Below are 22,724 nucleotides of genomic sequence, written 5' to 3' on the forward strand. Positions count from 1 at the left end.
CTGACAATGTCATTCATTTACCGCGTGGCGCGGGCCGACGTCATTTCCCGCCGGGATTGCCCGATGTTCCATTTAGTGGTCGAAAAGGTTGACTTCGGGCGTGATCTCGAGCAGTTCGTGGACCGGGCGGCCGCGGCGGCCGTCGATCGTGGTGGTCCGCACCACGCGCAGCCGCGCGGTGACCGGACGGTCGAGGTTCTCCTTGATCTGGTCGAGCAGATCCGGCGCCACCGCACCCTGGATCGTGCCGCCGGATTCCCGCTCCAGATAGAAGATCCGCCGCCGCGTGCGCACGCCGTCGAGGCGGCCGGTCACCGTCTCGTATCCCACTGCCTCACGGGATTCGCGCAGGCTGCCCTGCAGTACGCGAGCCTGTTCGGTGGTCATGCTGCGGGTGACGTACTCGCCCGCGGTCGGGGTGAGCGCCATGCCGATCCCGGCGTGCTTGCTCACCGCGTTGACGATGTCGCTCACCGCATTGCGCACGGTGTCGCGCTGCAGCAGTACCGCGTCGAGTGCGCCGTCGTCGGAACCGTTGGCCGGAAGGAAATCGCACAGTTCTTTCACCGCGCGTTCGGACAGCGTTTCGATTCCGTCGTGGATCAGTGCGTCATCGACCGCCGGTTCGGGAAATCCGAAGAAGATCGCGTTCCCCGCCTGTCCCTTTTGGATGAGCGGGGCTTTGTCGCGGTCCGCCGGCTGGACGAAAGTCACCTCATTGGATGGATTGCGGATGATGTGCCCGATCTTCGCCGTCGCATCCTGTAGTGCGCGGCTGATGTCGGAAAAGGTGTACGCGTCGAGGTTCGTTTCGCCGATCACCGAAACGTGCAGCAGCGGCGCGCGGGACGTGCGTTCGAACTTCGCGTTCGCCGCCATCGCCGAAGCGCGGGCGAGGTCGTCCAGCCACGTGCCGCCGGGGATCTCGTCCGCGATCCGCCGGAACTCGTTCCTCACCACACCATCTCCGGGACGCCTCGGCCACCTTCGGCCCACACCGATTCCCACACGTCCTCGTCGCCGGGACGGCACAGGAAGCCGTCCAGCATGCCGCCGACGGGCTGGATCTGGTCGAGGTACATCGCGGGCTGGCCGACGATGATGCCGCGCAACGTGAGCAGCCCGTAGAGCGCGGTACGGCCGGTTTCGTCGAGCCGTTTCAGTGCGCCCCATTCGTCCGGCAGCAGCACGACGTCGAGGCCGCTCGGCGGATGCGCGGTGCGGCTGACGAACGCGCCGCCGAGCCAGGCCCGCCCGGAAGTGATCACCCGCTGGGCGACCCCGAGGTAGCTGTTGAGTGCGCTGAAGAGGATCTCGCGCTCGTGCGCATGCGGGGCGTCGTAGACCAGCCGCTCGTAGACATCCGCGAGGTCGGCGTGATGCCGTCCCGGGGGCAGCAGGTTCTGCGGCGTCCAGTGCGGGAGCGCCATCGGACCTCCTGACCTCGTCCGGGGCCCTCGGCGCCCGCTTACCGTGCGTAGCCGAATCTACCAGGTGGGTGTCAGCCACTGCGTCCAGGTCGGCGCGGCGCCGGTTCGTTGTCGTCCGGCCAGTGCGGGGCAGGCGGGTCCTCGGCAGGCCAGTTCAGCTCGCCGGACAACCGTGGTTCCGGATCGGGCAGCGGGTGCCCGCCGGAGTTCTGCGGTGCGTGATGGGGGTCGTACGGTTCGTCCGGATCGACGTCCGGGTAGTCGTTGTAGACCTCGTCGTCGTAATGCCCGCTGTCGTACGGGTTGACCGGCGGGAAGTACCGGGTTTCCTCGGCCGGATCTTCGACCGGAACCGGCACCGGCAACGGTGCCGCGGCGACGGGTTCCGCCGCGCGCTTCGGCCGCGTCATCCGCGTGAGCAGCCACATCACCGCCGCCCCCAGCAGGAACGAGACGAGCAGCCACAGCCAGATCTGCCCGAAGAGCCACAGCATCAGCCATCACCTCTGTTCCGCAGTGATTTCGACCCGCCGGTCGCCGCCGTCTCCGCCGGCCGCTTCGGTACTCGCCACCGCGAGCAACCGATCGGCAGGTACGTCCTCACGGATCAGCAGCCGGATCACGGTGAGCGCCCGGTTTCGGGAGAGTTTGAGTGCCGCGCTGCGCCCACCGGGTCCGTCCGCGACCTGCCCGGTGATGCGGTACCGCACGTTGTTCGGCGCATCCCGCAGCAGCGGCGCGAGGTCGCGGGCGGCCTTCTCGCCTTCGTCGGTGAGCCGTGCGGTGTCCGGTTCGAACGTGATCGGCGCGTCCGCGAGCCGCCGGTCCAGTTCGGCCTGGATCCCGTCGCGATCCGTGGGCGGCCCGGCCGGCGTGCTCGGCGTGCTCGGTGGCGGGCTGCTCGGCGGCGCCGACGGCACTGACGGCACCGGAGACGGCGCGGACGCCACCGGCGCCGCCCCACCGGACACCTGCGCCGATTCGACCCCCTCGACCCCTTGGACGATGCCCAGCGCCTGTCCGGCCTGCTCGGCCGGGAACCCGGCGAGTGTCGCCTGCCTGCCGGAGAACTGCACGTCGCCGCCGCGGATCCCAGCCGCGTCGAGCGCGGAGCGTGACCGGGCGGCGAGGTCTTCCTGCATCCCGCCCGCCTGCAGCAAGGTGACGATGCCCGCGAGCAGTGCCGTGACCACCACTGCGACGGGGATCAAGCGAAGCCACCCTCGTGCACCGGACATGAAAATGACCATATGCCGGGCTTGCCCGCTTGGCGACCTGGTGGAGGCCGCCGTTCGGGTGGCGCTCAGGCAGGGGCGTTGCCGTGCAGGTCGAGGTCAAGCTCGAGCGTCGCCGGGTCGGCAGGTACCACCGGGGACAGCTGCGGCCGCTTCGGGGACAGCCCGTCTCCCATCGACTCCCCGCGCAGCTGACGGCGGATCCACGGCAGCAGGTGCACCTTGGTCCACGCGAGGTCCGAACGCCGCGACGTGATCCAGGTGGCCGGCTCGGCAGGTCCCGGGTACGGCTCGCGCCAGTCCTCGGTGACCGGCACGCCCAGCACCTCGGCGGTGAGCAGCGCAATGCGCCGGTGCGCGTCGGAGGTGAAGTGCAGCCGGTCGTCGCTCCAGGCGCGGCGGTCGTGCAGCGGCGCCATCGTCCACAGGTCGACCATCTTCGCGCCGTGCCGGGCCGCGATCCCCCACAGATGCGTGTTGTAGATCGCGACCTTCCCGCGCAGCACGCTCATCACCGACAAAGTCTTGGTGTCCGGGCCGTTGAAGATCACGACCGGAATCCCGGCCGCACGCAGCTTCGCCACCCCCGCCTCGAGCCGCGCGGCGATGGCGTCCGGGTCGGCTCCCGGCACGATCACGTCGTTGCCACCCGCGCACAGGGTGACGAGGTCGGGTTTCAGGTCGAGGGCGCTCGGGACCTGCTCGTCCATGATCTCGTCGAGCATCTTGCCGCGCAGTGACAGGTTCGCGTACTGGAAACCGGGCTCGCCGCCGGCCAGCATCTCGGCCAGCCGGTCGGCCCAGCCGCGGAACGTCCCGTCCGGCCGTGCGTCGTTGAGACCTTCGGTGAAGCTGTCCCCGATGGCCACGTAGCTGTTGATCCCGTACACGCTGGGTCCCCTTTCCCTCCGGCGCGCCTCTTCCCCGTGCGTCCCCGTTGTAGTTGTACACCTCAACTAACAGTCGGATATCCCCATATCCTTCCCGCCGGACACACCCGGTTCAGCCGGATGTCACAGTCTCTTACGTTGTCGGGTCCGACCGCTTCCGCATTACGCCGATTTCACCGGGTTGAAATACGTGAACCGGACCAATCGGGCGGCGTGTGGTGAAGGTCTCCCGCCCTGGGGGTCCGCGCGGAGTTACGGCAGGCTGGAAGCTGTGACGAAAGAGGGACCGGCGCGGGAGTCGCTCACGCAGATCCTCGGTGGCCGCCGGGGAGCGATCGACGCCAGCATCCCGCCTGCCGCCTTCGTCGTCGGCTGGCTCGCGTCCGGCCGGTCGATCGCGTGGGGTGCCGGGGTGGCGATCGGCGTCGCCGTGCTGCTCGGCGGGTACCGGCTGGTCCGCGGCGACAAGGCCCGCGCGGTGGTGGTGAGCCTTGCCGCGGTGGTGATCGCCGCGCTCATCGCCATGCACACCGGCCGCGCCGAGGATTTCTTCCTGCTGCAGCTCTTCTCCAACGCGGCGAGTGCGCTCTTGTTCGCGGCGAGCATCGCGGTGCGCTGGCCGTTGCTCGGCGTGATCGTGGGACTCCTCATCGGACAGAAGACCCGCTGGCGCCGTGACCCGGCGTTGCTGCGCGCCTACTCGTGGGCGAGTGGCGTGTGGGTGCTGCAGTACTTGCTGCGCGTGGTCGTGTACGGCCTGCTGTGGTGGACCGGGCAGGTGGTGGCGCTCGGCGTGGCGCGCACCGTGCTCTCCTGGCCGCTGGTGGCCGCGACCGTGGCGGTGAGCGGCTGGGTGCTCTACCGGACCCTGCCTGCTGACCATCCGGGCTTGCGATTGGCGCCCGAGCAGGCGGAAGACGAGCCCGAACCGAACGGACCCAGGACATAAGGCGGCCCCCGGCGAGGGGGGAGGGTCCGGGGGCCGGTTCCTACGGTACCCGGCCCGGTGGGGTTGAGTCGACGGTTTCGGCTCTTCCACTCACGTTTTGGTGGCATTCACCCGTCGGGATGGTCGTGGGGTGTCCTCGCCCCAGGCGTCCACTGCGGCGAGCCAGGCCGCGCCGAGTACGCCATCAGAGCTGGTCAGGACGTCGAGCCCGGCGAATTCGGTCCGCACGAGCGCGCCGACCGGGCTGTCTCCGGTGAGCACGCTGCCGACGAGGACGACGGGAGTTTTTTCTCCCGGCTCGCGCGTGGCGCGCGCCGTGGCGACGAGATGACGGGCCGCGCGGGCGGTGATTTCCTCCGCGACCGGGTCGCCGGAGCGGGCGGCAGCGCTCACCAGCGGAGCGAACCGGGCGAGGCGGATCGGCGGCTCCGCATTGGCCCGCGTGACGAGCGCCCACATGGTGTCCGGACCTTCGTCCACTGCGGACGGTCCGAACGCTTCGGCGAGCACAGTCGTGGCCAGCCCGCCGAGCGGCGCACCCCGTTCGAGCGCGGCGAGAGTGGCGCGGACGGCTTCGCGGCCGAGCCAGAATGCCGAACCCTCGTCGCCGAGCAGCCAGCCGTGCCCGCCCGCGGTGGCGACCATCCGGCGGTTGCGGATCCGCCCGGCGATCGAGCCGGTACCGGCGATGAGCACCGTGCCGTCCGGGGCGGAAGTCGCCGCGGCGTAAGCGACTTCGGCGTCGCCGACCGTACGGACCACGGTGCCGAGGCCGATCCGTTGCCACGCCGCGGAGAACTCCGCGGCAACGTCCGGATCGGACAGTTTGCTGACCCCGGCCATGCCGACCACGGCGGCGAGCACGTCGCGCCTGCCACCCAAGGCGGTGTCGATCGCTTCGGCGATCCGCGCGGCAGCCACGGCGGGCGGATGCGAATTGGGGTTCGCTCCGCCGCCCGCTGCCGAACCGTGGACAGCGCCGGTGGCGTCGACCGCGACTGCCCGGGTCGACGTGCCACCGGCGTCCACTCCGACGACGAGGGTCACCGGGTCTTGGTCACCTTCAGCAGGCCACGCGGGTTGTCCGGATTGCCGCCGCGGGCAAGGGACAGGCCGAGTGCGATCCGCTGGATCGGCAGGATTTCCAGTACTGGAGCCAGTTCCTCGGCACTCGGCGCGACCGGGATGCGCAGCGCGGCAGGCATGTCCTGCGCCGCGGAACCGACCGCGAGGACGTCCGCCCCGCGTGCGCTGACGGCGTCGAGCACTTCGCGCATGGCCTCGCTGCCGCGGCCGAGGCTGGTGGCCGCGAGCACGGCGGTCTCGCCGTCGACGGCGGCGACCGGGCCGTGCAGCAAATCGGCGCCGCTGTACGCGCGGGCCGCGAGATAGCTCGTCTCGGCGAGTTTCAACGACGCTTCCAGCGCGCTGGCGTAGGAGTAACCGCGTCCGGTGGTGAGCACGCGGTCGACAAAGCGATACCGATCCACTGCCCGCTGCACGCCGTCGGCGGCGCCGTCGAGGGTCTGCTGGGCCAGCTCGCCGATGGTCTCGGCGTCCTCGCCCTTGCCACCGCGCACCGCGTCGATGAACAGATACAGCGCGAGCAGTGTGGCGGAGTACGTCTTGGTGGCCGCGACCGCATTCTCCACCCCGGCGCCGATGTCGACGCCGAGCTCGGCGGCCGCGCGCAGCGGCGAGTCCGGGGTGTTCGTGACCGACACGGTGAGCGCGCCCTGCCGCCGGGCGGCTTCGGTGACCTCGATCAGGTCGGGAGAACCACCGCTTTGGCTTACCGTGATGAAGAGCACGTCGCGCAAATCCGGTCGCGCGCCGTACAACGTCGCGGTGGACGGGGATACCAACCCCGCCGGAAGGCCGAGAAGTACCTCGATCAGGTATTTCGCGTACAACGCGCCGTGGTCGCTCGAACCGCGGGCGGCGAGAAGGGCAAATCGAGGAGGCTTTTGTGAAATCTTTTCAGCTACCGCCGCGATTCCGGCCCGCCGCTCGACGAGCCCGGCCAATACGGCAGGCTGCTCCGAGATTTCCGCGGCCATGTGCTCGCCGGGGCGTTGTTGGGTCATCACTTTCCTCTCCGCCGGGACGGGAGTCCCGGTAGTGCTGGGCGGCGTCCGGTCAGGTCTAGACCAATGCTAGCCGGGCGGAGCAGGCTGGGAAAAGGGTACGTTTCCTCACGGGGAAGTGGCGCGTTAAGGTTGGAAAACTGAGGGAGCCGGTCATGCTGGAGACATCCCCCGCGGGTGAGTCGGGAACCGCCGCGGGTGTGCGCGGGCAGCGCGAACCCAAATATTGGGCGTTGAAGCAGCATTTGCTCGATTTGCTCGATGCCTTGCCGCCGGGATCGCCGATCCCGACCGAGCGGGCGCTCGCGGGCGAGTTCACCGTGTCGCGCACGACCGTGCGCCAGGCACTGGCGGACCTCACCGCCGAGGGCAGGCTCCACCGCGTGCAGGGCAAGGGCACCTTCGCGGCCGAGCCCAAGGTCGCGCAGCGGCTGCAGCTCTCGTCCTACACCGAGGACATGCGCAAGCAGGGCCTGAAGCCGTCGTCGAAGCTGCTCGAGGTCGAGGAGCTGCCGGTGGAAGGCGAGCTGGCCAAGCTGCTGCAGATCCGCAACGGTGCGAAGATTCTTCGCCTTCGCCGGCTGCGGCTGGCCGACGGGCAGCCGATGGCGCTCGAGACCACGCATCTCCCGCTCGGCCGTTTCCGCGGGCTGCGCAAGCACATCACGGCGGGCGGCTCGCTGTATGCCGTGCTGCGTGAGCATTACGGCGTGGAGCTGGACCGGGCCGAGGAGACGATCGAGACGTCGCTCGCCGGGCCGCAGGAGGCCGAGATCCTCGGTGCGGACGTCGGCATGCCGGTGATGATGCTGACCCGGCATTCCTTCGCCAAGGACGGGAAACCGGTCGAGTTCGCCCGCGCGGTCTATCGCGGTGACCGGTACAAGTTCGTCACCACGCTGCTGCCCTGACCACGTGACCGTCGCGGGGGACACCGGCATCCGCTGGGGCACGCCGGCCGCCCGCGGGGTGCTCTGGACCACCATCCTCGGGTCGGGGATGGCGATGCTCGACGGCACGATCGTCAACGTCGCGCTGCCCCGGATCGGCGAGGAGCTGCAGGCATCGGTCGCGGGCCTGCAGTGGATCCTCGACGGGTACCTGCTGGCGCTGGCCGCGCTGATCCTGGTGGCCGGTTCGCTCGGCGACCGCTACGGGCGGCGGCGGGTGTACCTGGTCGGCGTGGTGTGGTTCGGGCTCGCGTCCGGGCTGTGCGCGGTGGCGCCGTCCACCGAGCTGCTCGTGGTCTTTCGCGTGCTGCAGGGCGTGGGCGGGGCGCTGCTCACGCCGGGGTCGCTGGCGATTCTGCAGTCGGCCTTCGCCCACGACGACCGGGCACGCGCGATCGGCGCGTGGTCCGGTCTCGGCGGGATCGCCGCCGCGGTCGGTCCGCTGCTCGGCGGCCTCTTGGTACAGGCGTGGTCGTGGCGGCTGGCGTTCCTGATCAACCTGCCGCTCGCGGTGGTCGTGGTGCTGATGGCCCGCCGGTTCGTGCCGGAATCCCGCGACCCGGCGGCCGCCGGGCATCCGGACTACCTGGCCGCGGCGGTCGGCGCGGTGGGGCTGGCCGGGGTCACCGGTGCCCTGGTCGAGGCGCCGGTACGCGGGATCGGCGACCCGGTGGTGGTGGCCGCGCTGGCCGTCGGCGTGGCCGGGCTCGGCGTGTTCCTGTGGCTGCAACACCGTTCCGCCGAGCCGCTGGTCCCGCCCAGCCTGTTCCGCGACCGCACGTTCACGCTGTCGAATGCGCTGACGTTCGTGGTCTACGCGGCGCTCGGCGGCGTGATGATGTTGCTGGTGCTGCAATTACAGGTGTCGCTCGGCTATTCGCCGACGCTGGCCGGGCTCGCCGGACTGCCCATCACGATCATCATGCTGCTGCTTTCCAGCCGCTCGGGAGCGCTCGCGCAGCGGATCGGGCCACGGCTGCAGCTGGTGGCCGGACCAATCGTGGTCGGGGTCGGCATGCTGCTGCTGACGCGCGTGGAACCCGGGTCTTCCTACCTCGGCTCGGTGCTGCCCGCGGTGGTGGTGTTCGGGCTCGGACTGGCCACCGTGGTCGCTCCGGTGACCGCGACGGTGCTCGCCGCAGCGCCGGACCGGTACGCCGGAGTCGCTTCCGGGGTCAACAATGCCATCGCCCGATCGGGTGGACTTCTGGCTGTTGCGGTACTGCCCGCAGCCGCCGGACTGACCGGTTCGGCCTACCGCGACCCGGTCGCGCTCACCGCCGGATGGCGGATGGCACTGGTGATCTGCGCGGTACTCGCGATTGCCGGCGGGCTGATCGCGTTGGGAATTCACAACGGTGTCCTCGGCGCGGGCCCGGGTGAGTCGGACGATTCCCCGCATCCGGGCGACTGCCTGCACTGCGGCGTGGAAGGCCCGCCGACGCACGTACACCCGAGCGCGCACCGCCCGGCCTGACCTCGGTCAGGCGAGGAGTTCCGCCAGCAGGGCCGGGTCGATGTTGCCGCCCGAGACGATCGCGACCGTGCGGCCGCCGGGGAGCTCCGCGGAGTGGTGGAGGTATGCGGCCGGGGCGGTGGCGCCGCTCGGTTCGGTGACCAGGCGGCCCTGGCGGGCGAGAACCCTTACCGTGTCGCGGATTTCGTCCTCGGTGACCGTGATCATGCCGTCCAGTACGCGTTGCAGGTGTGCGAACGTGAGCTCGGACGGCTGCGCGCGCAGGCCGTCGGCGATCGTGCGGGCGCGGTCTTCGATCGGCCAGTCCACGCGTTTGCCCGCACTCAGGCTTGCCGCGGTGTCGGCGGCCAGCTCCGGTTCCACGCCGTAGACCTTGGCGCCCGGGCACTTCGCCTTGATCGCGGTGCCGACGCCCGAGGCGAACCCGCCGCCGCTCACCGGGACCAGCACGGTGTCCACGTCCGGCAGGTTCGCGGCGATTTCCAGGCCGACGGTGCCTTGTCCGGCAATGACGTCCGGGTGGTCGAACGGCGGGATGAGGGTGAGCCCGCGTTCCCGCGCGACCTCGTGTGCGGCCGATTCCCGTTCCGCGATCGGCACTTCCCGTACTTCCGCACCCCAGCGCCGGGTGGCTTCGACCTTGAGCCGCGGGGTGACGTCGGGTACCACGATCACCGCCGGAATGCCGAAAACCTGCGCCGCGTAAGCAACTGCCTGCGCGTGGTTACCACTTGAATACGCAACGACCCCGCGTTCCCGTTGCGCGTCGGGCAATGCCGCGATCGCGTTGTACGCGCCGCGGATCTTGAACGCCCCGATCGGTTGCAGGCTCTCGGGTTTGAGCCACAGCTGACCCGGTGCCCACAGCTGCGGAAGCAACGGCGTGTGCAGTGCGGTGCCCTTCACCCGTTCGGCCGCAGCCTCGACGTCGGAGATCGTCACGAATCGCATGCCAAGAGTATGTCAGGAAAGTGTGAGCTTTTAGTCCATCCACTGTGGACAGTCAACGTGGCGTCCCTCACGCCGGGGCAACGAAAGGAGCACCTCGGCCGACTTAACCGTTGAGAGAAGCAGGGAAAAGGGTGGGAAACGACCAGATCGGGATCATGAGCAAGGAGCAGAAGGAAGAACCGGAGGAGAAGAAGGGTCTCCGGATGACCTCGGTGGTGGCCGCGGCACTCGCGGCGGTCACCGCGGCGTTGCTGGGTTCGACGCTGGGGGTCGCGGGGACGGTGGTCGGTGCCGGGGTGGCGAGCGTGATCACGACCGTCGGCGGCGAGGTGTACCTGCGGTCGCTGCATCGCACGCGGGAAGCGGCGAAGAAGGCGCTCGAAACGGCGGGTCAGCGACGCAGCCGGGGCGGGCTCACGCCGGTGAGCGATCCGGGGGACGCGCCCACGATGCACCTCAGCACGGACCCGTCGGAAATGCCGACCGTACGGCTGTCCAAGCTACAGGAGCCGGAACCGTCCGGCAGTCTCGGCGAGAAACTGCGCACGATGCGATGGCCGTTGATCATCGGGTCCAGCGTGGTGGCGTTCGTGGTCGCGCTGGTGGTGCTGCTCGGCATCGACTGGACCACCAAGGGCACCGTGTCCACCGGGCTGATCCCGCGCCAGCCGCAGACGAGCCAGGACCGCGAGCCGAGCCACGACGGCGGTTCGAACAACTCGCCGCAGGCGCCGGAGAGCAAGGACGCACCGCCGGACAATCCGGCGACGGAGCCCACGACTCCGCCGCCGACCACGTCGGAGTCCACGAAGGAGCAGGCGCCGCCGCCGTCGTCGAGCACGAGCTCGCCGTCGAAGCCGAGCACCACGAGCCAGCCGTCGACGAAGGCCGCGCCGCCGTCGAACGGCGATCAGTGACGCTCAGGCCAGCCGGACGCGGAGAGCCTGTGCGGCGGCTTTCGGGTCGTCGGCTTCGGTGAGCGCCCGGACGACCACGATCCGCGACGCTCCGGCGTCCAGGACTTCGGCCAGCCGGGTCTCGTCGATGCCGCCGATGGCGAACCACGGCCGTTCGGTGCCGCTCGCCGCGGTGGAGCGGACCAGGTCGAGGCCCGGCGCGGAGCGGCCCGGTTTGGTCGGCGTCGGCCAGCACGGGCCGGTGCAGAAGTAGTCCACGCCGTCCTCGGCGGCGGCCGCCGAGGCTTGTTCGGCCGAATGGGTGGATCGGCCGATCACCACGTCGTCGCCGAGGATGCGGCGGGCGAGCGGTACCGGGATGTCGTCCTGACCGAGGTGCAGCACGTCTGCTCCGACGGCCAGCGCCACGTCCGCGCGGTCGTTCACCGACAGCAGCGCGCCGTGCCGCGCACACGCGTCGGCCAGCACTTCCAGCGCGGCGATCTCGTGTTTCGCTTCCAGCGGGCTGCCGCCGGTCTTGTCGCGCAGCTGCACGATGTCGACGCCACCGGCCAGCACCGCGTCGGCGAACTCGGCGAGGTCGCCTCGGGCGGCGCGGGCGTCGGTGCACAGGTAAAGCCGGGCGTCGGCGAGCCGGGCGCGGATCTGGTCTCCGGTCAGGGCGGGCATGGCGGTGACGTTACCCGCGCGCTACGGTGGGGTGGTCCGCACGGGAGCCCGGGGCACGGGCTGAGAGGGAGCTGCCGCTCCGACCGTGGAACCTGATCCGGGTCATGCCGGCGCAGGGAGCGTGATTCGAAAGTGAGTCCAGGCAACGAAACCGTCACTGTCGTGGGCGGTGGCATCATCGGGCTGTCCGCAGCCTGGCGCGCGGCGGCGCGCGGATGGCGCGTCACGGTGGTCGACCCCGATCCGGTCCGTGGCGGTGCTTCGTGGGTGGCCGGGGGCATGCTCGCGCCGGTCACCGAGGCGTGGCCGGGCGAGGAGGACGTGCTCAGCCTCGGCGAAGCGTCGCTCCGGCGCTGGCCCGGCTTCGCCCGTGACCTCGCCGCGGAGGGCACCGATCCCGGGCTGGCCGGACACGGCACGATCGTCGTCGCCTTCGACAGCGCCGACGCCGGTCATCTCGACATCCTCGCCGGGTACCTGCGGTCTCTCGGCCGCTCGGTGGAAACTTTGACCGGACGCGAGGCGCGTCGGCTGGCTCCTGGCCTCGGCGCGGTCCGCGGCGGGTTGCACGTTCCGGGCGATTTGGCTGTGGACAACCGAAAGCTGCTCACTGCGCTGTACGACGCGGCTACTCAGCGTGGGGTCACGTTCCGTCGTTCTCGTGTTTCTGCGCTTTCGGAGTTGAGCGGTCCCGTCGTCCTCGCGGCCGGTGCGTGGACCGGACAGCTGCACCCGTTGCTGCAACACGCCGTACGTCCGCTGAAGGGCGAGATTCTGCGACTGCGGCCGCGTAGGGGTTGTCTGCCGCCTCCGCCGTACACAGTGCGCGCGATGGTCGAAGGACGTCCGATCTACCTGGTGCCGCGCGCAGACGGAGAGCTGGTGCTGGGCGCGACGCAGTACGAAGCGGGTTTCGATCAGGCCGTCACCGCGCGCGGCGTACGCGAGCTGTTGGAAGGCGCGGAACGCATTCTGCCCGGCATCACGGAGTACGAGCTGGTGGAGACCGCTGCCGGGCTGCGCGCGGGAAGCCGCGACGCTCTGCCGTACATCGGCGAAGTGAGCGAAGGCGTGTACGCGGCAACGGGACACCACCGCAACGGTTTGCTGATGGCGCCCGTGACAGCGGACGCCGTGGTCGCGTGGCTCGACGGGGAAGCCCCGCCTCCGGAGGTAGCCGCAGCGACGCCCGCCCGCCTGGTCGAGAAGGAGCGAGTCTGATGGAGATCAAGGTCAACGGCGAGTGGCGGGAGTTTCCCGACGGCGCCACGGTGTCCGAGGTCCTGGACGCGCTGGGGGCGGCCCGCCAGGGGGTCGCGGTCGCGGTCAACGGCGAGGTCGTGCGGCGCGGCGAATGGGACGGATCGGTGGTGCCGAAGGGCGCCGACCTCGAAGTGCTGACCGCGGTTCAGGGAGGCTGAGCATGGACGACCTGGTCATCGGCGAACACAAGTTGTCGTCGCGGCTGATCATCGGCACCGGCGGCGCCGCGAACCTGGAGGTGCTGGAGCGCGCGCTGGTCGCCTCGGGTACCCAGCTCACCACGGTCGCCATGCGCCGCGCGGACGCCGAGGGTGGTTCCGGCGTGCTGGAGTTGTTGCGGCGCTTGGACATCGAGCTGCTGCCGAACACCGCGGGCTGCCGGACGTCGGCAGAGGCGGTGCTCACCGCGCAGCTCGCCCGCGAGGCCCTGGAGACGAACCTGGTGAAGCTCGAGGTCCACGCGGACGACCGGACGCTGCTGCCCGACCCATTTGAGACGCTCGACGCCGCCGAACGCCTGGTGGCCGACGGGTTCACGGTGTTCGTGTACACCAACGACGACCCGGTTCTCGCGCTGCGCCTCGAAGAAGCGGGCTGCGCGGCGGTGATGCCGCTCGGCGCCCCGATCGGGACCGGGCTCGGTATCCGCAACCCGCACAACATCGAGCTGATCGTGTCCCGCGCGACGGTCCCCATCGTGCTGGACGCAGGCATCGGCACCGCATCGGACGCCGCGCTCGCGATGGAGCTGGGCTGCTCCGCGGTGCTGTTGTCGACAGCCGTTACGCGCGCCGCGGATCCGGAACGGATGGCCGCCGCGATGCGCAGCGCGGTCGAGGCGGGTTACCTGGCACGCAGCGCCGGGCGGGTGCCGCAACGGTTCTGGGCACAGGCCTCGAGCCCGCCGCGCTAGACCTCGACGACGATTTTCCCGCGTACGCCGCCGTTTTCCAGCGCCCGGTGTGCCCCGGCGAGGTCGGACAGCGGGAACACGCGGTCGACCAGGGGGCGTAGTGCGCCTGCGGTCACCAAACGGCCCAGCTCGGCGAGCAGCGGGGCTTTCGGGTTGCCGCTGAAGAAGCGTGTCCAGCGGGTGCGGTGCAGGGAGTTCACCAGGAGGTAGCCGGCGGTGCGCAGGAGATGGTCGGGGTCGAACGAGATCCCGACCATCCGTCCGTGCGGCGTGAGCAGGCGGCGGAAGTCGGCGAGTTCGGTGCCGACGGTGTCGAGAACGACGTCGAACCGGCCCAGAGCGCCCGGCGCGCGGTAGTCGATGGCCTCGTCGGCGCCGAGTTCCTTCACCAGGTCCAGATTCTTCGCGCTGGCCAAGCCGGTCACATGCGCGCCCATGGCTTTGCCGAGCTGCACCGCGAGGTAGCCGACGCCGCCGGTCGCGCCGCGGACCAGCAGCCGCTCGCCCGGCGCCAGGTCGGCCCTGTCACGCAGCGCGGTGATCGCCGTGGTGCCGACGGGCAGCGCCGCCGCCGGTACGGGATCGAGACCAGCAGGTACGTGGTCGAGCCGCTCGGCGGGAACGGCGACGTACTCCGCTGCCGTGGTCGTGCTGCGGCCGACGCCCCACACCAGGTCGCCCTCGGCGAAGCGGCTCGACCCGGGCTGCACGACCTCGCCCACCAGGTCGAGGCCGACCCGCTTGGGGAACCGGTTGCCGCTGAACGGCCGCAGTTTCCCGGATCGCAGGTACAGCTCGCCGCCGTTCACCGACAGCGCGCGCACGCGGACGAGGACGTCTCCGGGGCGAACCGACGGCAGCGGTCCGGTGGTCTCGTACAGCACGTCCGGGGGCCCGTAACGGTCGTAGGCAACGTATCGCATCGAAGTGGAAGGCATGTTCCACTTGTAGCACGGAAAATGGAAGGGGGCTTCCGTTTGGGCTAAAGTGAGAGAGTGCCGGAAAAAACGACTCGGTTGCGCACGGACGCGGCCAACAATCGCGCGCAGATCCTCGACGTCGCCGGGCGCACCTTCGAAACCGAGGGCCTCGGCGTGTCGATGAGCGAGCTGGCGCGGCGGGCGGGCCTCGGCGTCGCGACGGTGTACCGCCACTTCCCGACCAAGGCCGACCTCGTCGCGGAGGCCTTCGCCGAGCCGATGGCCGAGTGCGCCGGGATGCTCGACGAGGCGCTCGCCGATCCCGATCCGTGGCGCGCGTTCTGCCGGGTGATCGAAGAAGTGTGCGCGATGCAGGCACGCAACCACGGGTTTTCGGTCGCGATCGTCACCGCGCTCCCGGACGAGGCCGCCTTCGGGAAGTTCCGTGACCGCGCCGCGCAGGCGTTCGCGGAGCTGATCCGCCGCGCCAAGGAGGCCGGTACGCTGCGGTCCGATTTCGCGCTGTCCGACCTGCCGTTGATCCTGCTGGCCAACGGCGGCCTGCGGGCCGGCCCCGACGCAGCGGCCGCGTCCCGGCGGCTCGTGGGGTATCTGCTGCAGTCGTTCCGGGCCGGAACCGCCGAGCCGCTGCCGCCGCCCGCCGACCTGCCGCTCGACGCGTCAGTGCTCTGACTCCGAGGTCTCGCTGCGCGAAAGGGCTTCGTTTGGTGATTTCGCCCGCGCTTGACACTGATTGAGCACCGGCAGGCCGTATGGTGGACGACACCCTTTCCGGCGCACCCAGCGGCGGGCACCAGCGTCAGAAGGAGCCGATCGTGACTCTTTCCTCGGTCCAGGACGTATCCGGCCGATTGTTCCTCGCCGTGGGGCGGCTTTCGCGGTCGCTGCGCCAAGCGGGCGTACCCGGGCCGGGCCACGGTTCGATCTCCGCACTCGCCACGCTCGTCCACTTCGGCGAGCTGCGCTTGGGCGACCTCGCCGCCAAGGAGGGCGTCGCCGCGGCCACGATGTCGCGAATCGTGGCGACGCTGGTGGAAGCCGGTTACGTCACGCGCGAATCCGACCCGGTCGACCGGCGGGCATGGCTGGCCCGCGCAACGGAGGAAGGCGAACGGCTCGTGTCGGGCGTGCGGTCCACCCGGGTGCAGGAGCTGAACCGCCGCCTGGACCGGCTGAGCCCGGAAGCGCGGGAGTCGATCATCGCCGCGCTGCCCGCGCTGGAGTCGCTGATCTCGGACGAGGGCTAGCGGTCTTCAGGCGCGAGCCGCCAGAAGGCTGACACGGGGCCGACTTTGGCGCCCATGGGGTACGAGTGCTCCACGGCCTGGGACACGAACCACTTGCCATAGCGCGCCGCCTCGACGACCGGCATGCCCTTGGCCAACCCGGCGGTAAGCGCGGACGCCATCGTGTCACCCGCGCCGTGCGTGTGCGGGGTTTGCCAGCGCTGGCCGGGCAGTTCGACGAATGTCGTGCCGTCGAAGAGCAGGTCTACGCATTCCGGGTCGGATTCCAGGTGGCCGCTCTTCACGAGTACGTATTTCGGGCCCAGCTGGTGTAGCACGAGCGCCGCGGTGCGCATGCCGTGGCGATCGGTGACCGTGAGGCCGGTGAGCAGCCTTACCTCGTCGAGGTTCGGGGTGACGACGGTGGCCCTCGGCAGGAGTTCGTCGCGGAGGGTGTGGAGTCCGCCGTCGTCGAACAGGGGCTGTCCGGTCATCGAGGCGGCCACCGGATCGACCACGAACGGAATTGCGCCGTCCCGGCCGATTCCGGCTTTGTCGCAGGCCGCGGCGACCGCGCGGATGATTTCCGCGGACGCGAGCATGCCCGTCTTCGCCGCGCCCACCCCCATGTCGGCGGCCACGGCCTCGATCTGCCCGGCGACGATGTGCGGCGGCAGATCCGCGCGGTCGTGCACGCCGAGGGTGTTCTGTACCGTCACCGCGGTGACCGCGACCAGGCCGTGCACCCCGCAGGTCAGGAAGGTACGCAGGTCCGCCTGCAGCCCCGCCGCACCGCCGGAGTCGGATCCGGCGATGGTGAGCGCGGAGGGCGGGCTGGGGTTCTCGGTCATGGGCGCGTCCCGACTTCTGGTCTAGTCCATTTGGTCAGCTGTGCTTCATTCACAGTCCACCACGATGGCACAGTATGCCTTGGTCCGGTGACGAAGGAGACAGGATGAAACTCCACTCGGCGCTCGTGGTGGCCGGAGCCGTACTCACGCTGTTCGTCCCCGCGGTGGCGCAGGCGGACACTCCGAAGCTCTCGCACGTGACCACGGTCGGCGTGCACAACACCTACGATCCGGCCGCCTACCCGTATCTCGCGCAGGCGCTCGACAACGGTTCTTCCCTCATCGAACTCGACGTGTGGCCCGATTTCTTCACCCACGAGTGGAAAGTGAGCCACTCCAACCCGTTCGGCAACGGCAACAATTGCGTCGACGCCCCCGACCTGTACTCCGGCGGCGCGAACAAAGACCTCGAATCCTGCCTCGACGACATCCGTGTCTGGCTCGGGGCACATCCCGGACATTCTCCGATCACTTTGAAACTCGAGATGAAGACCGGTTTTTCCGCCAATACCGGACTCGGCCCGGAGCAGCTGGACGCAGCCCTGCGCGACCACCTCGGCAGCGCGGTGTTCAAACCGGCCGACTTGCTCGGCGGGTACGGCACGCTCGACGAAGCGTCCAAAGCAGACAATTGGCCGTCGGTGGATGCATTGCGAGGCAAGGTGATCACGGAGATCATTCCGGGCACGGTCGAGGAGAACAACCCGACTGACACTTTACGCACCGATGTCGAGTACTGCCGTTACCTGTTGGCACAGAAGGCGTCGGGGAAGCTGGATTCGGTACAGATCTTCCCGACCGTCCACGGCGCGGCCGCCGGTGATCCGCGGGACCAGTATTCCGCGGAACAGAAACCGTGGTTCGTCGTTTTCGACGGGGACGCGAGCGAATGGCTCGCGAAGGCCGGAATGTCCTGGTACGACGACAATCACTACTACGTGGTCATGACGGACGCCCAGAATGTCGCCCCGGCCATCGACGACCGCAATCCGACCGTAGATCAGGCGAACCAGCGGGTTGTGGAACTGGCCAGGCAGCACGCTTCGGTGGTGACGTCCGATTGGACCGGGCTTTCCACCGTGTTGCCGCAGGTGGATCCGCGTGGCTAGATGCCCCGACTTACGCATCGCTTTGCCGGGTCAAGGCACTTTCGGGCAAAGCTGGAGAGACCAACTGCCAGTAGCCGGCGAGGTTGCCTGACAGATTGACAACAACGAACCTAGCTTGGGTTTAGGTCAAGATCAGGAACCGCGAGCGTAAGGAAATGGTGAACCTGTATGGTGGCAATGCGCAAACTTCTCGCTGCGGCCGCGATGCCGGCAATTGTCGGCTTGGCACTGACCGCTGCCGCCACGCCGAGTGCGGCAGCGACCACGTACAACTTCCGGCTTTCCAATTTCTCCGGAACCGTTGCAAACATCTGTGTGTACACCGGAGCAGGCAAAGCCTGCTCCGGACGTTGGGGTACCAATAAGTCCGAGGTGTTCAAGGTCCAGGCCAACTCCCCGTCCGGCTGGCACTGCTACGCCGAGGTGATCAGCGGAACCGATGCGTCTTCGGTGAACTTCAACCGGAATGACGTCAAGGAATGCATCCTGCACGGGACCCTCAAGAAGACTTCGATCGCATTCAAGTAGTACTCACGACTGGTCCGCGAGCCGCCAGAACGGGGACACCGGTCCCACCCCGGCGCCGAGTGGATAAGCCTCCGCGACACAACGCTCGATGAACCATTTCGCTTCGGCGACCGCAGTGGGTACGTCGGCGCCTTTCGCGAGCGACGAAGTAATTGCCGACGCCATCGTGTCGCCGCCGCCGTGGGTGTTTTCCGTCGCGATCCGTGGTCCGCTCAGCTCGACCACGGCCGATCCGTCGGTGAGCAGATCGACGCAATCCTCGGCGTCGTAGAGGTGCCCGCCCTTCACCAGCACCCACCGGGAACCGAACTCCAGCAACGCTTCCGCGGCCGTGCGCTGGCTTGCTGTATCAGTGACGGTGACCCCGGTGAGCAGCCGTACCTCGTCGAGGTTCGGCGTGATCAGGGTGGCGCGCGGGAACAGTTCGGTGCGGATTGCTTCCAGCGCTTCCTCGCGCAGCAAAGCGTGCCCGGTCATCGACGCGGCTACCGGGTCGACCACGAACGGCGTGTCCGTGTCGCGTCCGATGTGGACCTCGTCGAGCGTTTTCGCCACTGCCTGAATGATCTCCGCAGTGGCGAGCATGCCGGTCTTCGCCGCGTCGACGCCCATGTCTCCGGCGACGGCTTTGATCTGCGCGGTGACCACGTCGACTGGAATCTCGGTGAATCCCTGTACGCCAAGCGAATTCTGCACGGTGACCGCGGTGAGCGCGACCAGTCCGTGTACACCGTTGGCAAAGAAGGTGCGCAAATCCGCCTGCACGCCCGCACCACCGCCGGAATCGGATCCGGCGATGGTGAGGGCGGTGCGGGGCGTGGTCGTCATTGCCCGACGACGGGCAGGTAGACCTTGTTGCCCTGCTCGGAGAACTCGTGCGACTTCTCGGCCATTCCGGCCTCGATCGCCTCCACAGTGGACAGACCGTGCTCCTCGGCGTACTTGCGGACGTCCTGGGTGATCCGCATGGAGCAGAACTTCGGCCCGCACATGGAGCAGAAATGCGCGGTCTTCGCCGGTTCCGCGGGGAGCGTCTCGTCGTGGAACGAACGCGCGGTGTCCGGGTCGAGCGAAAGGTTGAACTGGTCGTTCCAGCGGAATTCGAAACGGGCCTTCGACAGTTCGTCGTCCCATTCCTGCGCGTGCGGATGCCCCTTGGCGAGGTCGGCGGCGTGCGCGGCGATCTTGTACGTGATCACGCCGGTTTTCACGTCGTCGCGGTTGGGCAGGCCGAGGTGCTCCTTCGGCGTGACGTAACACAGCATCGCCGTGCCGTACCAGCCGATCTGCGCGGCGCCGATCGCGGACGTGATGTGGTCGTACGCCGGCGCGATGTCCGTCGCAAGTGGACCGAGGGTGTAGAACGGGGCCTCGCCGGTGAGCTTTTCCTCCAGTTCCACGTTTTCCTTGATCTTGTGCATCGGCACGTGGCCGGGGCCTTCGATCATCACCTGCACGTCGTGCTCGCGGGCGATGTGCGTGAGCTCGCCGAGGGTTTCCAGCTCGGCGAACTGCGCGCGGTCGTTGGCGTCGGCAATGGAGCCGGGGCGGAGACCGTCGCCGAGGGAGAACGTGACGTCGTACGCCCGCAGGATTTCGCACAGCTCGGAGAAATGCGTGTACAGGAACGATTCCTGGTGATGCGCAAGGCACCACGCGGCCATGATCGACCCGCCGCGGCTCACGATTCCGGTGACCCGCCGGGCGGTGAGCGGGATGTACCGCAGCAACACCCCGGCGTGCACGGTCATGTAGTCGACGCCCTGCTCGCACTGCTCGATGATGGTCTCGCGGTAGATTTCCCAGGAAAGCTTTTCCGGCTCCCCGTCGACCTTCTCCAGCGCCTGGTAGATCGGCACGGTACCGACCGGGACGGGCGAGTTGCGGATGATCCACTCACGTGTTTCGTGAATGCGCTTGCCGGTGGAGAGATCCATGATGGTGTCGGCGCCCCAGCGGGTGGCCCACACCATTTTGTCGACCTCTTCCTCCACCGAGGACCAGACGGCCGAGTTGCCCATGTTGGCGTTGATCTTCACCAGGAATTTCTTGCCGATGATCATCGGCTCGCTCTCCGGGTGCTTGCGGTTGACACAGATCACCGCCCGCCCGCGCGCGACCTCGTCCCGCACGAACTCCGGCGCACACCGTTCCCGCGCGGCGACGAACTCCATTTCCCGGGTGATCACCCCGGCTTTCGCCCAGCCGAGCTGGGTGTTGTGCTCCCGCCCGTCGGCCCAGCCGGACCGCAGCGGGTGCAGTCCATTGTGGACATCGATGTGCACGTCCGGATCCGTGTACGGCCCGGACGTGTCGTACACGTCGAAGTGCTCCCCGTTCGACAGGTCGATCCGCCGCGCAGGGACCCGCAACCCGGATTCGGTCCGGTGGTAGACCTTGTGCGATCCGGTGATGGGCCCGGTGGTGACGGACGGTGCGATGGCGCCCTGATTTTCCAGCGTCGTCAACGACGTTCACTCCCTACGCCGGCATTACCCGGTCAGGTTCATGCGGTCGGTGGCGCCGGGTGTCCCAGGACACCAGCCACCCTCTCAGCCCGCCAAGGCGCGAGCTCCCGCGTTGCATTCGGTTGAGGTTCCTCTTCGACGATGCCATGAGGGCGGGGTTGGCACAACCCTCGTGGGTGGGTCTCGCCTGTGTGGCCCAGGGTCGTTGCGGTGGGTCTTCTGTAGGCCAACTGTTGCGGTGGGGTTCTGTGTTGGCCGGGACTGTTGCGTGGTGGGGTTCCCCCTTCGGATCGGACACGTTGATCCTTGGCTTTGGCCTGGGGAAGGATGTGTTTGTGTCTGGTTCGTCGAGGTATCCGGAGGAGTTTCGGCGGGACGCGGTCGTGTTGGTGCGGTCCTCGTCGCGTCCGTTGGCGCAGGTGGCTCGTGAGCTGGGGGTGAATCACGAGACTCTGCGGACCTGGGTGCGGGCTGTGGAGAGGGCGGAGCGGGCCGCGGAAACGGGCAGCGATGCGCAGGAACGCGAGCTGCGCCAGTTGCGGAAGCGGGTCGCCGAACTCGAGAAGGACAAGGAGATCCTGCGGAAAGCGGCCGCCTATTTCGCGCAGGAGATGGGTCGTTGACCTGCAGCTACCGGTTCATCTCCGACCATCGCGACACGTGTGGTGTCGCTCGGCTGTGTCGTGTCCTGAACGTGCGTCGTCCCGGGTTCTACGAATGGCTCGCATCGACTCCCGCTCGCGACCGGCGAGCCGCGGCCGAGGATCGGCTGGCTCGCGAGATCACCGGTATCCACGCCGCTCACCGGGGTGCCTATGGGAGTCCGCGGGTCACCGCCGAGCTGCGGCGCCGTGGTGTGGTGGTGAACCACAAGAAGATCGAGCGGGTGATGCGGGAACGCGGTATCGCCGGGTTCACCCGGCGACGGCGACACTCACTGACCAAGCCGAACCCGGCCGCGGTTCCCGTCCCGGACCTGATCCGCCGGGACTTCACCGCCGACGCGCCGGGACAGCGGCTGGTCGGCGACATCACCTACCTCCCCACCGAAGAAGGCTGGCTCTACCTCGCGACCGTGCTCGACCTGCACACCCGCGAGATCGTCGGGCACGCCCTGGCCGGGCATCAGCGTGCTGATCTGGTGTGTGACGCGATCACCCTCGCCGCGGACCGCGGCCTGACCCGCCCGGGCGCGGTGTTCCACTCCGACCGCGGCACCCAATACCGCTCCGCCGAATTCCACCGCACCCTGACCGCACACGGCATCCGCCCCTCCCTGGGCAGAACCGGATCCTGCTACGACAACGCCGCCGCCGAATCCTTCTTCGCCACCCTCAAAACCGAAATCGGCACCCGCACCTGGACCACCCGCACACAGGCCCGACAGGCCGTGTTCGCCTACCTCACCTACTACAACCACGACCGCCTGCACTCCACCCTCGGCTACCACACCCCACAAGAAACCCGCACCCACTACAGTCCACCCACCACCCACGCAGCATAAAAACCAGTGTCCGATCCACGGGGGGAACCCCAGTGGGGGCACCCCGAAGCCCGATTGTGACGACGTGCGGAGGGTGCTTGTCAAGGCGGGAAAGATGCCTTGACAAGCACCCTCCGCACGTGTGGGGCTTCGGATCGGGGTGCAGGGCGGGGGCTGGGTGCCTGGTCCGGTGGGTGCGTCGGCTGCGGTTCGCGAGGTGGGGGTGAAAGCCGTGAAGGGAACCTTCACGGAATGTAAGTCCGTGAAGGGAACCTTGAGGGAATCTGGCCTGGATCCACCGGTGTTTGTGGTGTTGTAGGCCGTGTCTGGACGGGCAGATGCCCTCTGGCCTGGGATGATTGTTCTTGCGACAGAGCAATTGTCACC

At 68.8% G+C, this 22,724-nt stretch carries 25 protein-coding genes and 2 riboswitches; of the genes, 12 read left to right on the top strand and 13 right to left on the bottom strand.

The annotated features are described in order from the left end of the window. Positions 1–72: 72 nt before the first annotated feature. The 5 genes from OO71_RS35845 to OO71_RS35865 form a co-directional block, all read right to left on the bottom strand. Positions 73–957, bottom strand: a complete 885-nt coding sequence (locus OO71_RS35845) for a hypothetical protein (protein WP_033294482.1) — start codon at positions 955–957, stop codon at positions 73–75. Beyond that, positions 954–1,430 carry a DUF6932 family protein gene (locus OO71_RS35850; protein ID WP_033294453.1) on the bottom strand — a complete coding sequence of 159 codons (477 nt, stop codon included), beginning with the start codon at positions 1,428–1,430 and terminating at the stop codon, positions 954–956. The genes OO71_RS35845 and OO71_RS35850 overlap by 4 nt, the downstream gene beginning before the upstream one ends. Before the next feature lie 71 nt (positions 1,431–1,501). Next, entirely contained in the window at positions 1,502–1,924 is a 423-nt protein-coding gene (locus OO71_RS35855; protein WP_033294454.1) for a LapA family protein, read from the bottom strand. 6 nt (positions 1,925–1,930) lie between these two features. After that, positions 1,931–2,668, bottom strand: coding sequence for an OmpA family protein (locus OO71_RS35860; RefSeq protein ID WP_156096728.1), 738 nt, complete (start codon positions 2,666–2,668; stop codon positions 1,931–1,933). A 65-nt stretch (positions 2,669–2,733) separates the two neighbouring features. Continuing rightward, positions 2,734–3,555 (bottom strand): SGNH/GDSL hydrolase family protein, encoded by an 822-nt coding sequence (locus OO71_RS35865; protein ID WP_033294455.1) that lies wholly within the window; start codon positions 3,553–3,555, stop codon positions 2,734–2,736. A 271-nt stretch (positions 3,556–3,826) separates the two neighbouring features. Between OO71_RS35865 and OO71_RS35870 the strand changes: the two genes are divergently transcribed. Next, the gene (locus OO71_RS35870) at positions 3,827–4,504 is read left to right on the top strand and encodes a DUF3159 domain-containing protein (RefSeq protein WP_033294456.1); all 678 of its coding nucleotides are present in this window, start codon (positions 3,827–3,829) and stop codon (positions 4,502–4,504) included. Positions 4,505–4,594: 90 nt separating this feature from the next. Here the strand turns inward: OO71_RS35870 and OO71_RS35875 are convergent, their stop codons facing one another. Both OO71_RS35875 and OO71_RS35880 read right to left on the bottom strand, forming a co-directional pair. Beyond that, positions 4,595–5,551, bottom strand: coding sequence for an N-acetylglucosamine kinase (locus OO71_RS35875; RefSeq protein ID WP_033294457.1), 957 nt, complete (start codon positions 5,549–5,551; stop codon positions 4,595–4,597). After that, entirely contained in the window at positions 5,548–6,591 is a 1,044-nt protein-coding gene (locus OO71_RS35880) for an SIS domain-containing protein (protein WP_033294458.1), read from the bottom strand. The genes OO71_RS35875 and OO71_RS35880 overlap by 4 nt, the downstream gene beginning before the upstream one ends. Before the next feature lie 155 nt (positions 6,592–6,746). On the opposite strand from OO71_RS35880, the gene OO71_RS35885 reads away from it, so the two are divergent. After that, the gene (locus OO71_RS35885; RefSeq protein WP_033294459.1) at positions 6,747–7,502 is read left to right on the top strand and encodes a GntR family transcriptional regulator; all 756 of its coding nucleotides are present in this window, start codon (positions 6,747–6,749) and stop codon (positions 7,500–7,502) included. 4 nt (positions 7,503–7,506) lie between these two features. Then, positions 7,507–9,018, top strand: coding sequence for an MFS transporter (locus tag OO71_RS35890; RefSeq protein ID WP_033294460.1), 1,512 nt, complete (start codon positions 7,507–7,509; stop codon positions 9,016–9,018). Positions 9,019–9,024: 6 nt separating this feature from the next. On the opposite strand, the gene OO71_RS35895 is transcribed toward OO71_RS35890, so the two are convergent. Next, the gene (locus OO71_RS35895) at positions 9,025–9,969 is read right to left on the bottom strand and encodes a threonine ammonia-lyase (protein ID WP_033294461.1); all 945 of its coding nucleotides are present in this window, start codon (positions 9,967–9,969) and stop codon (positions 9,025–9,027) included. Between the two features lie 131 nt (positions 9,970–10,100). Here OO71_RS35895 and OO71_RS35900 point away from each other — a divergent pair, with 131 nt between their 5' ends. Beyond that, positions 10,101–10,886 carry a hypothetical protein gene (locus tag OO71_RS35900; protein ID WP_342669971.1) on the top strand — a complete coding sequence of 262 codons (786 nt, stop codon included), beginning with the start codon at positions 10,101–10,103 and terminating at the stop codon, positions 10,884–10,886. 3 nt (positions 10,887–10,889) lie between these two features. Here the strand turns inward: OO71_RS35900 and thiE are convergent, their stop codons facing one another. Next, positions 10,890–11,555, bottom strand: a complete 666-nt coding sequence (gene thiE, locus OO71_RS35905; protein WP_033294462.1) for a thiamine phosphate synthase — start codon at positions 11,553–11,555, stop codon at positions 10,890–10,892. A 30-nt stretch (positions 11,556–11,585) separates the two neighbouring features. Beyond that, a riboswitch (TPP riboswitch) is annotated at positions 11,586–11,691 on the top strand. Between thiE and thiO the strand changes: the two genes are divergently transcribed. The 3 genes from thiO (at position 11,688) to thiG (ending at position 13,731) form a co-directional block, all read left to right on the top strand. Next, positions 11,688–12,776: a glycine oxidase ThiO gene (gene thiO, locus OO71_RS35910; protein WP_033294463.1), complete on the top strand. Its 1,089-nt coding sequence runs from the start codon at positions 11,688–11,690 to the stop codon at positions 12,774–12,776. Its footprint overlaps the riboswitch before it by 4 nt. Further along, positions 12,776–12,976 carry a sulfur carrier protein ThiS gene (thiS, locus tag OO71_RS35915; RefSeq protein ID WP_033294464.1) on the top strand — a complete coding sequence of 67 codons (201 nt, stop codon included), beginning with the start codon at positions 12,776–12,778 and terminating at the stop codon, positions 12,974–12,976. The genes thiO and thiS overlap by 1 nt, the downstream gene beginning before the upstream one ends. Before the next feature lie 2 nt (positions 12,977–12,978). Further along, a complete protein-coding gene (gene thiG / locus OO71_RS35920; protein ID WP_033294465.1) occupies positions 12,979–13,731 on the top strand; it encodes a thiazole synthase in 753 nt (250 codons plus the stop codon). On the opposite strand, the gene OO71_RS35925 is transcribed toward thiG, so the two are convergent. Next, positions 13,728–14,669, bottom strand: coding sequence for an NAD(P)-dependent alcohol dehydrogenase (locus OO71_RS35925; protein WP_084145507.1), 942 nt, complete (start codon positions 14,667–14,669; stop codon positions 13,728–13,730). The genes thiG and OO71_RS35925 overlap by 4 nt on opposite strands. Positions 14,670–14,726: 57 nt before the next feature. Here OO71_RS35925 and OO71_RS35930 point away from each other — a divergent pair, with 57 nt between their 5' ends. Together OO71_RS35930 and OO71_RS35935 are read left to right on the top strand one after the other, a co-directional pair. Beyond that, the gene (locus tag OO71_RS35930; protein ID WP_033294466.1) at positions 14,727–15,344 is read left to right on the top strand and encodes a TetR/AcrR family transcriptional regulator; all 618 of its coding nucleotides are present in this window, start codon (positions 14,727–14,729) and stop codon (positions 15,342–15,344) included. A gap of 143 nt (positions 15,345–15,487) precedes the next feature. Next, positions 15,488–15,919: a MarR family winged helix-turn-helix transcriptional regulator gene (locus tag OO71_RS35935; protein WP_033294486.1), complete on the top strand. Its 432-nt coding sequence runs from the start codon at positions 15,488–15,490 to the stop codon at positions 15,917–15,919. Here the strand turns inward: OO71_RS35935 and thiD (OO71_RS35940) are convergent. Continuing rightward, positions 15,916–16,749, bottom strand: a complete 834-nt coding sequence (gene thiD, locus OO71_RS35940) for a bifunctional hydroxymethylpyrimidine kinase/phosphomethylpyrimidine kinase (protein ID WP_033294467.1) — start codon at positions 16,747–16,749, stop codon at positions 15,916–15,918. The genes OO71_RS35935 and thiD (OO71_RS35940) overlap by 4 nt on opposite strands. A 104-nt stretch (positions 16,750–16,853) precedes the next feature. Between thiD (OO71_RS35940) and OO71_RS35945 the strand changes: the two genes are divergently transcribed. Together OO71_RS35945 and OO71_RS35950 are read left to right on the top strand one after the other, a co-directional pair. Then, positions 16,854–17,858: a phosphatidylinositol-specific phospholipase C domain-containing protein gene (locus tag OO71_RS35945; RefSeq protein WP_033294468.1), complete on the top strand. Its 1,005-nt coding sequence runs from the start codon at positions 16,854–16,856 to the stop codon at positions 17,856–17,858. Positions 17,859–18,035: 177 nt separating this feature from the next. After that, positions 18,036–18,386: a hypothetical protein gene (locus OO71_RS35950; RefSeq protein ID WP_033294469.1), complete on the top strand. Its 351-nt coding sequence runs from the start codon at positions 18,036–18,038 to the stop codon at positions 18,384–18,386. Between the two features lie 3 nt (positions 18,387–18,389). On the opposite strand, the gene thiD (OO71_RS35955) is transcribed toward OO71_RS35950, so the two are convergent. Next, positions 18,390–19,214: a bifunctional hydroxymethylpyrimidine kinase/phosphomethylpyrimidine kinase gene (thiD, locus tag OO71_RS35955; protein ID WP_033294470.1), complete on the bottom strand. Its 825-nt coding sequence runs from the start codon at positions 19,212–19,214 to the stop codon at positions 18,390–18,392. Then, positions 19,211–20,854 carry a phosphomethylpyrimidine synthase ThiC gene (thiC, locus tag OO71_RS35960; protein WP_033294471.1) on the bottom strand — a complete coding sequence of 548 codons (1,644 nt, stop codon included), beginning with the start codon at positions 20,852–20,854 and terminating at the stop codon, positions 19,211–19,213. Before thiC ends, thiD (OO71_RS35955) begins: the two co-directional genes overlap by 4 nt. Next, positions 20,848–20,975, bottom strand: a riboswitch (TPP riboswitch). Its footprint overlaps the gene before it by 7 nt. A gap of 214 nt (positions 20,976–21,189) precedes the next feature. Here thiC and OO71_RS35970 point away from each other — a divergent pair. Then, a protein-coding gene (locus OO71_RS35970; protein WP_425388733.1) for an IS3 family transposase occupies positions 21,190–22,358 on the top strand; the annotation gives its coding sequence in 2 pieces (ribosomal slippage) (positions 21,190–21,456 and positions 21,459–22,358; 1,167 coding nt in all). The last annotated feature ends 366 nt before the right edge of the window (positions 22,359–22,724 follow it).

The organism is Amycolatopsis jejuensis (assembly GCF_000717335.1).
GTDB classification, from domain to species: Bacteria; Actinomycetota; Actinomycetes; order Mycobacteriales; family Pseudonocardiaceae; genus Amycolatopsis; species Amycolatopsis jejuensis.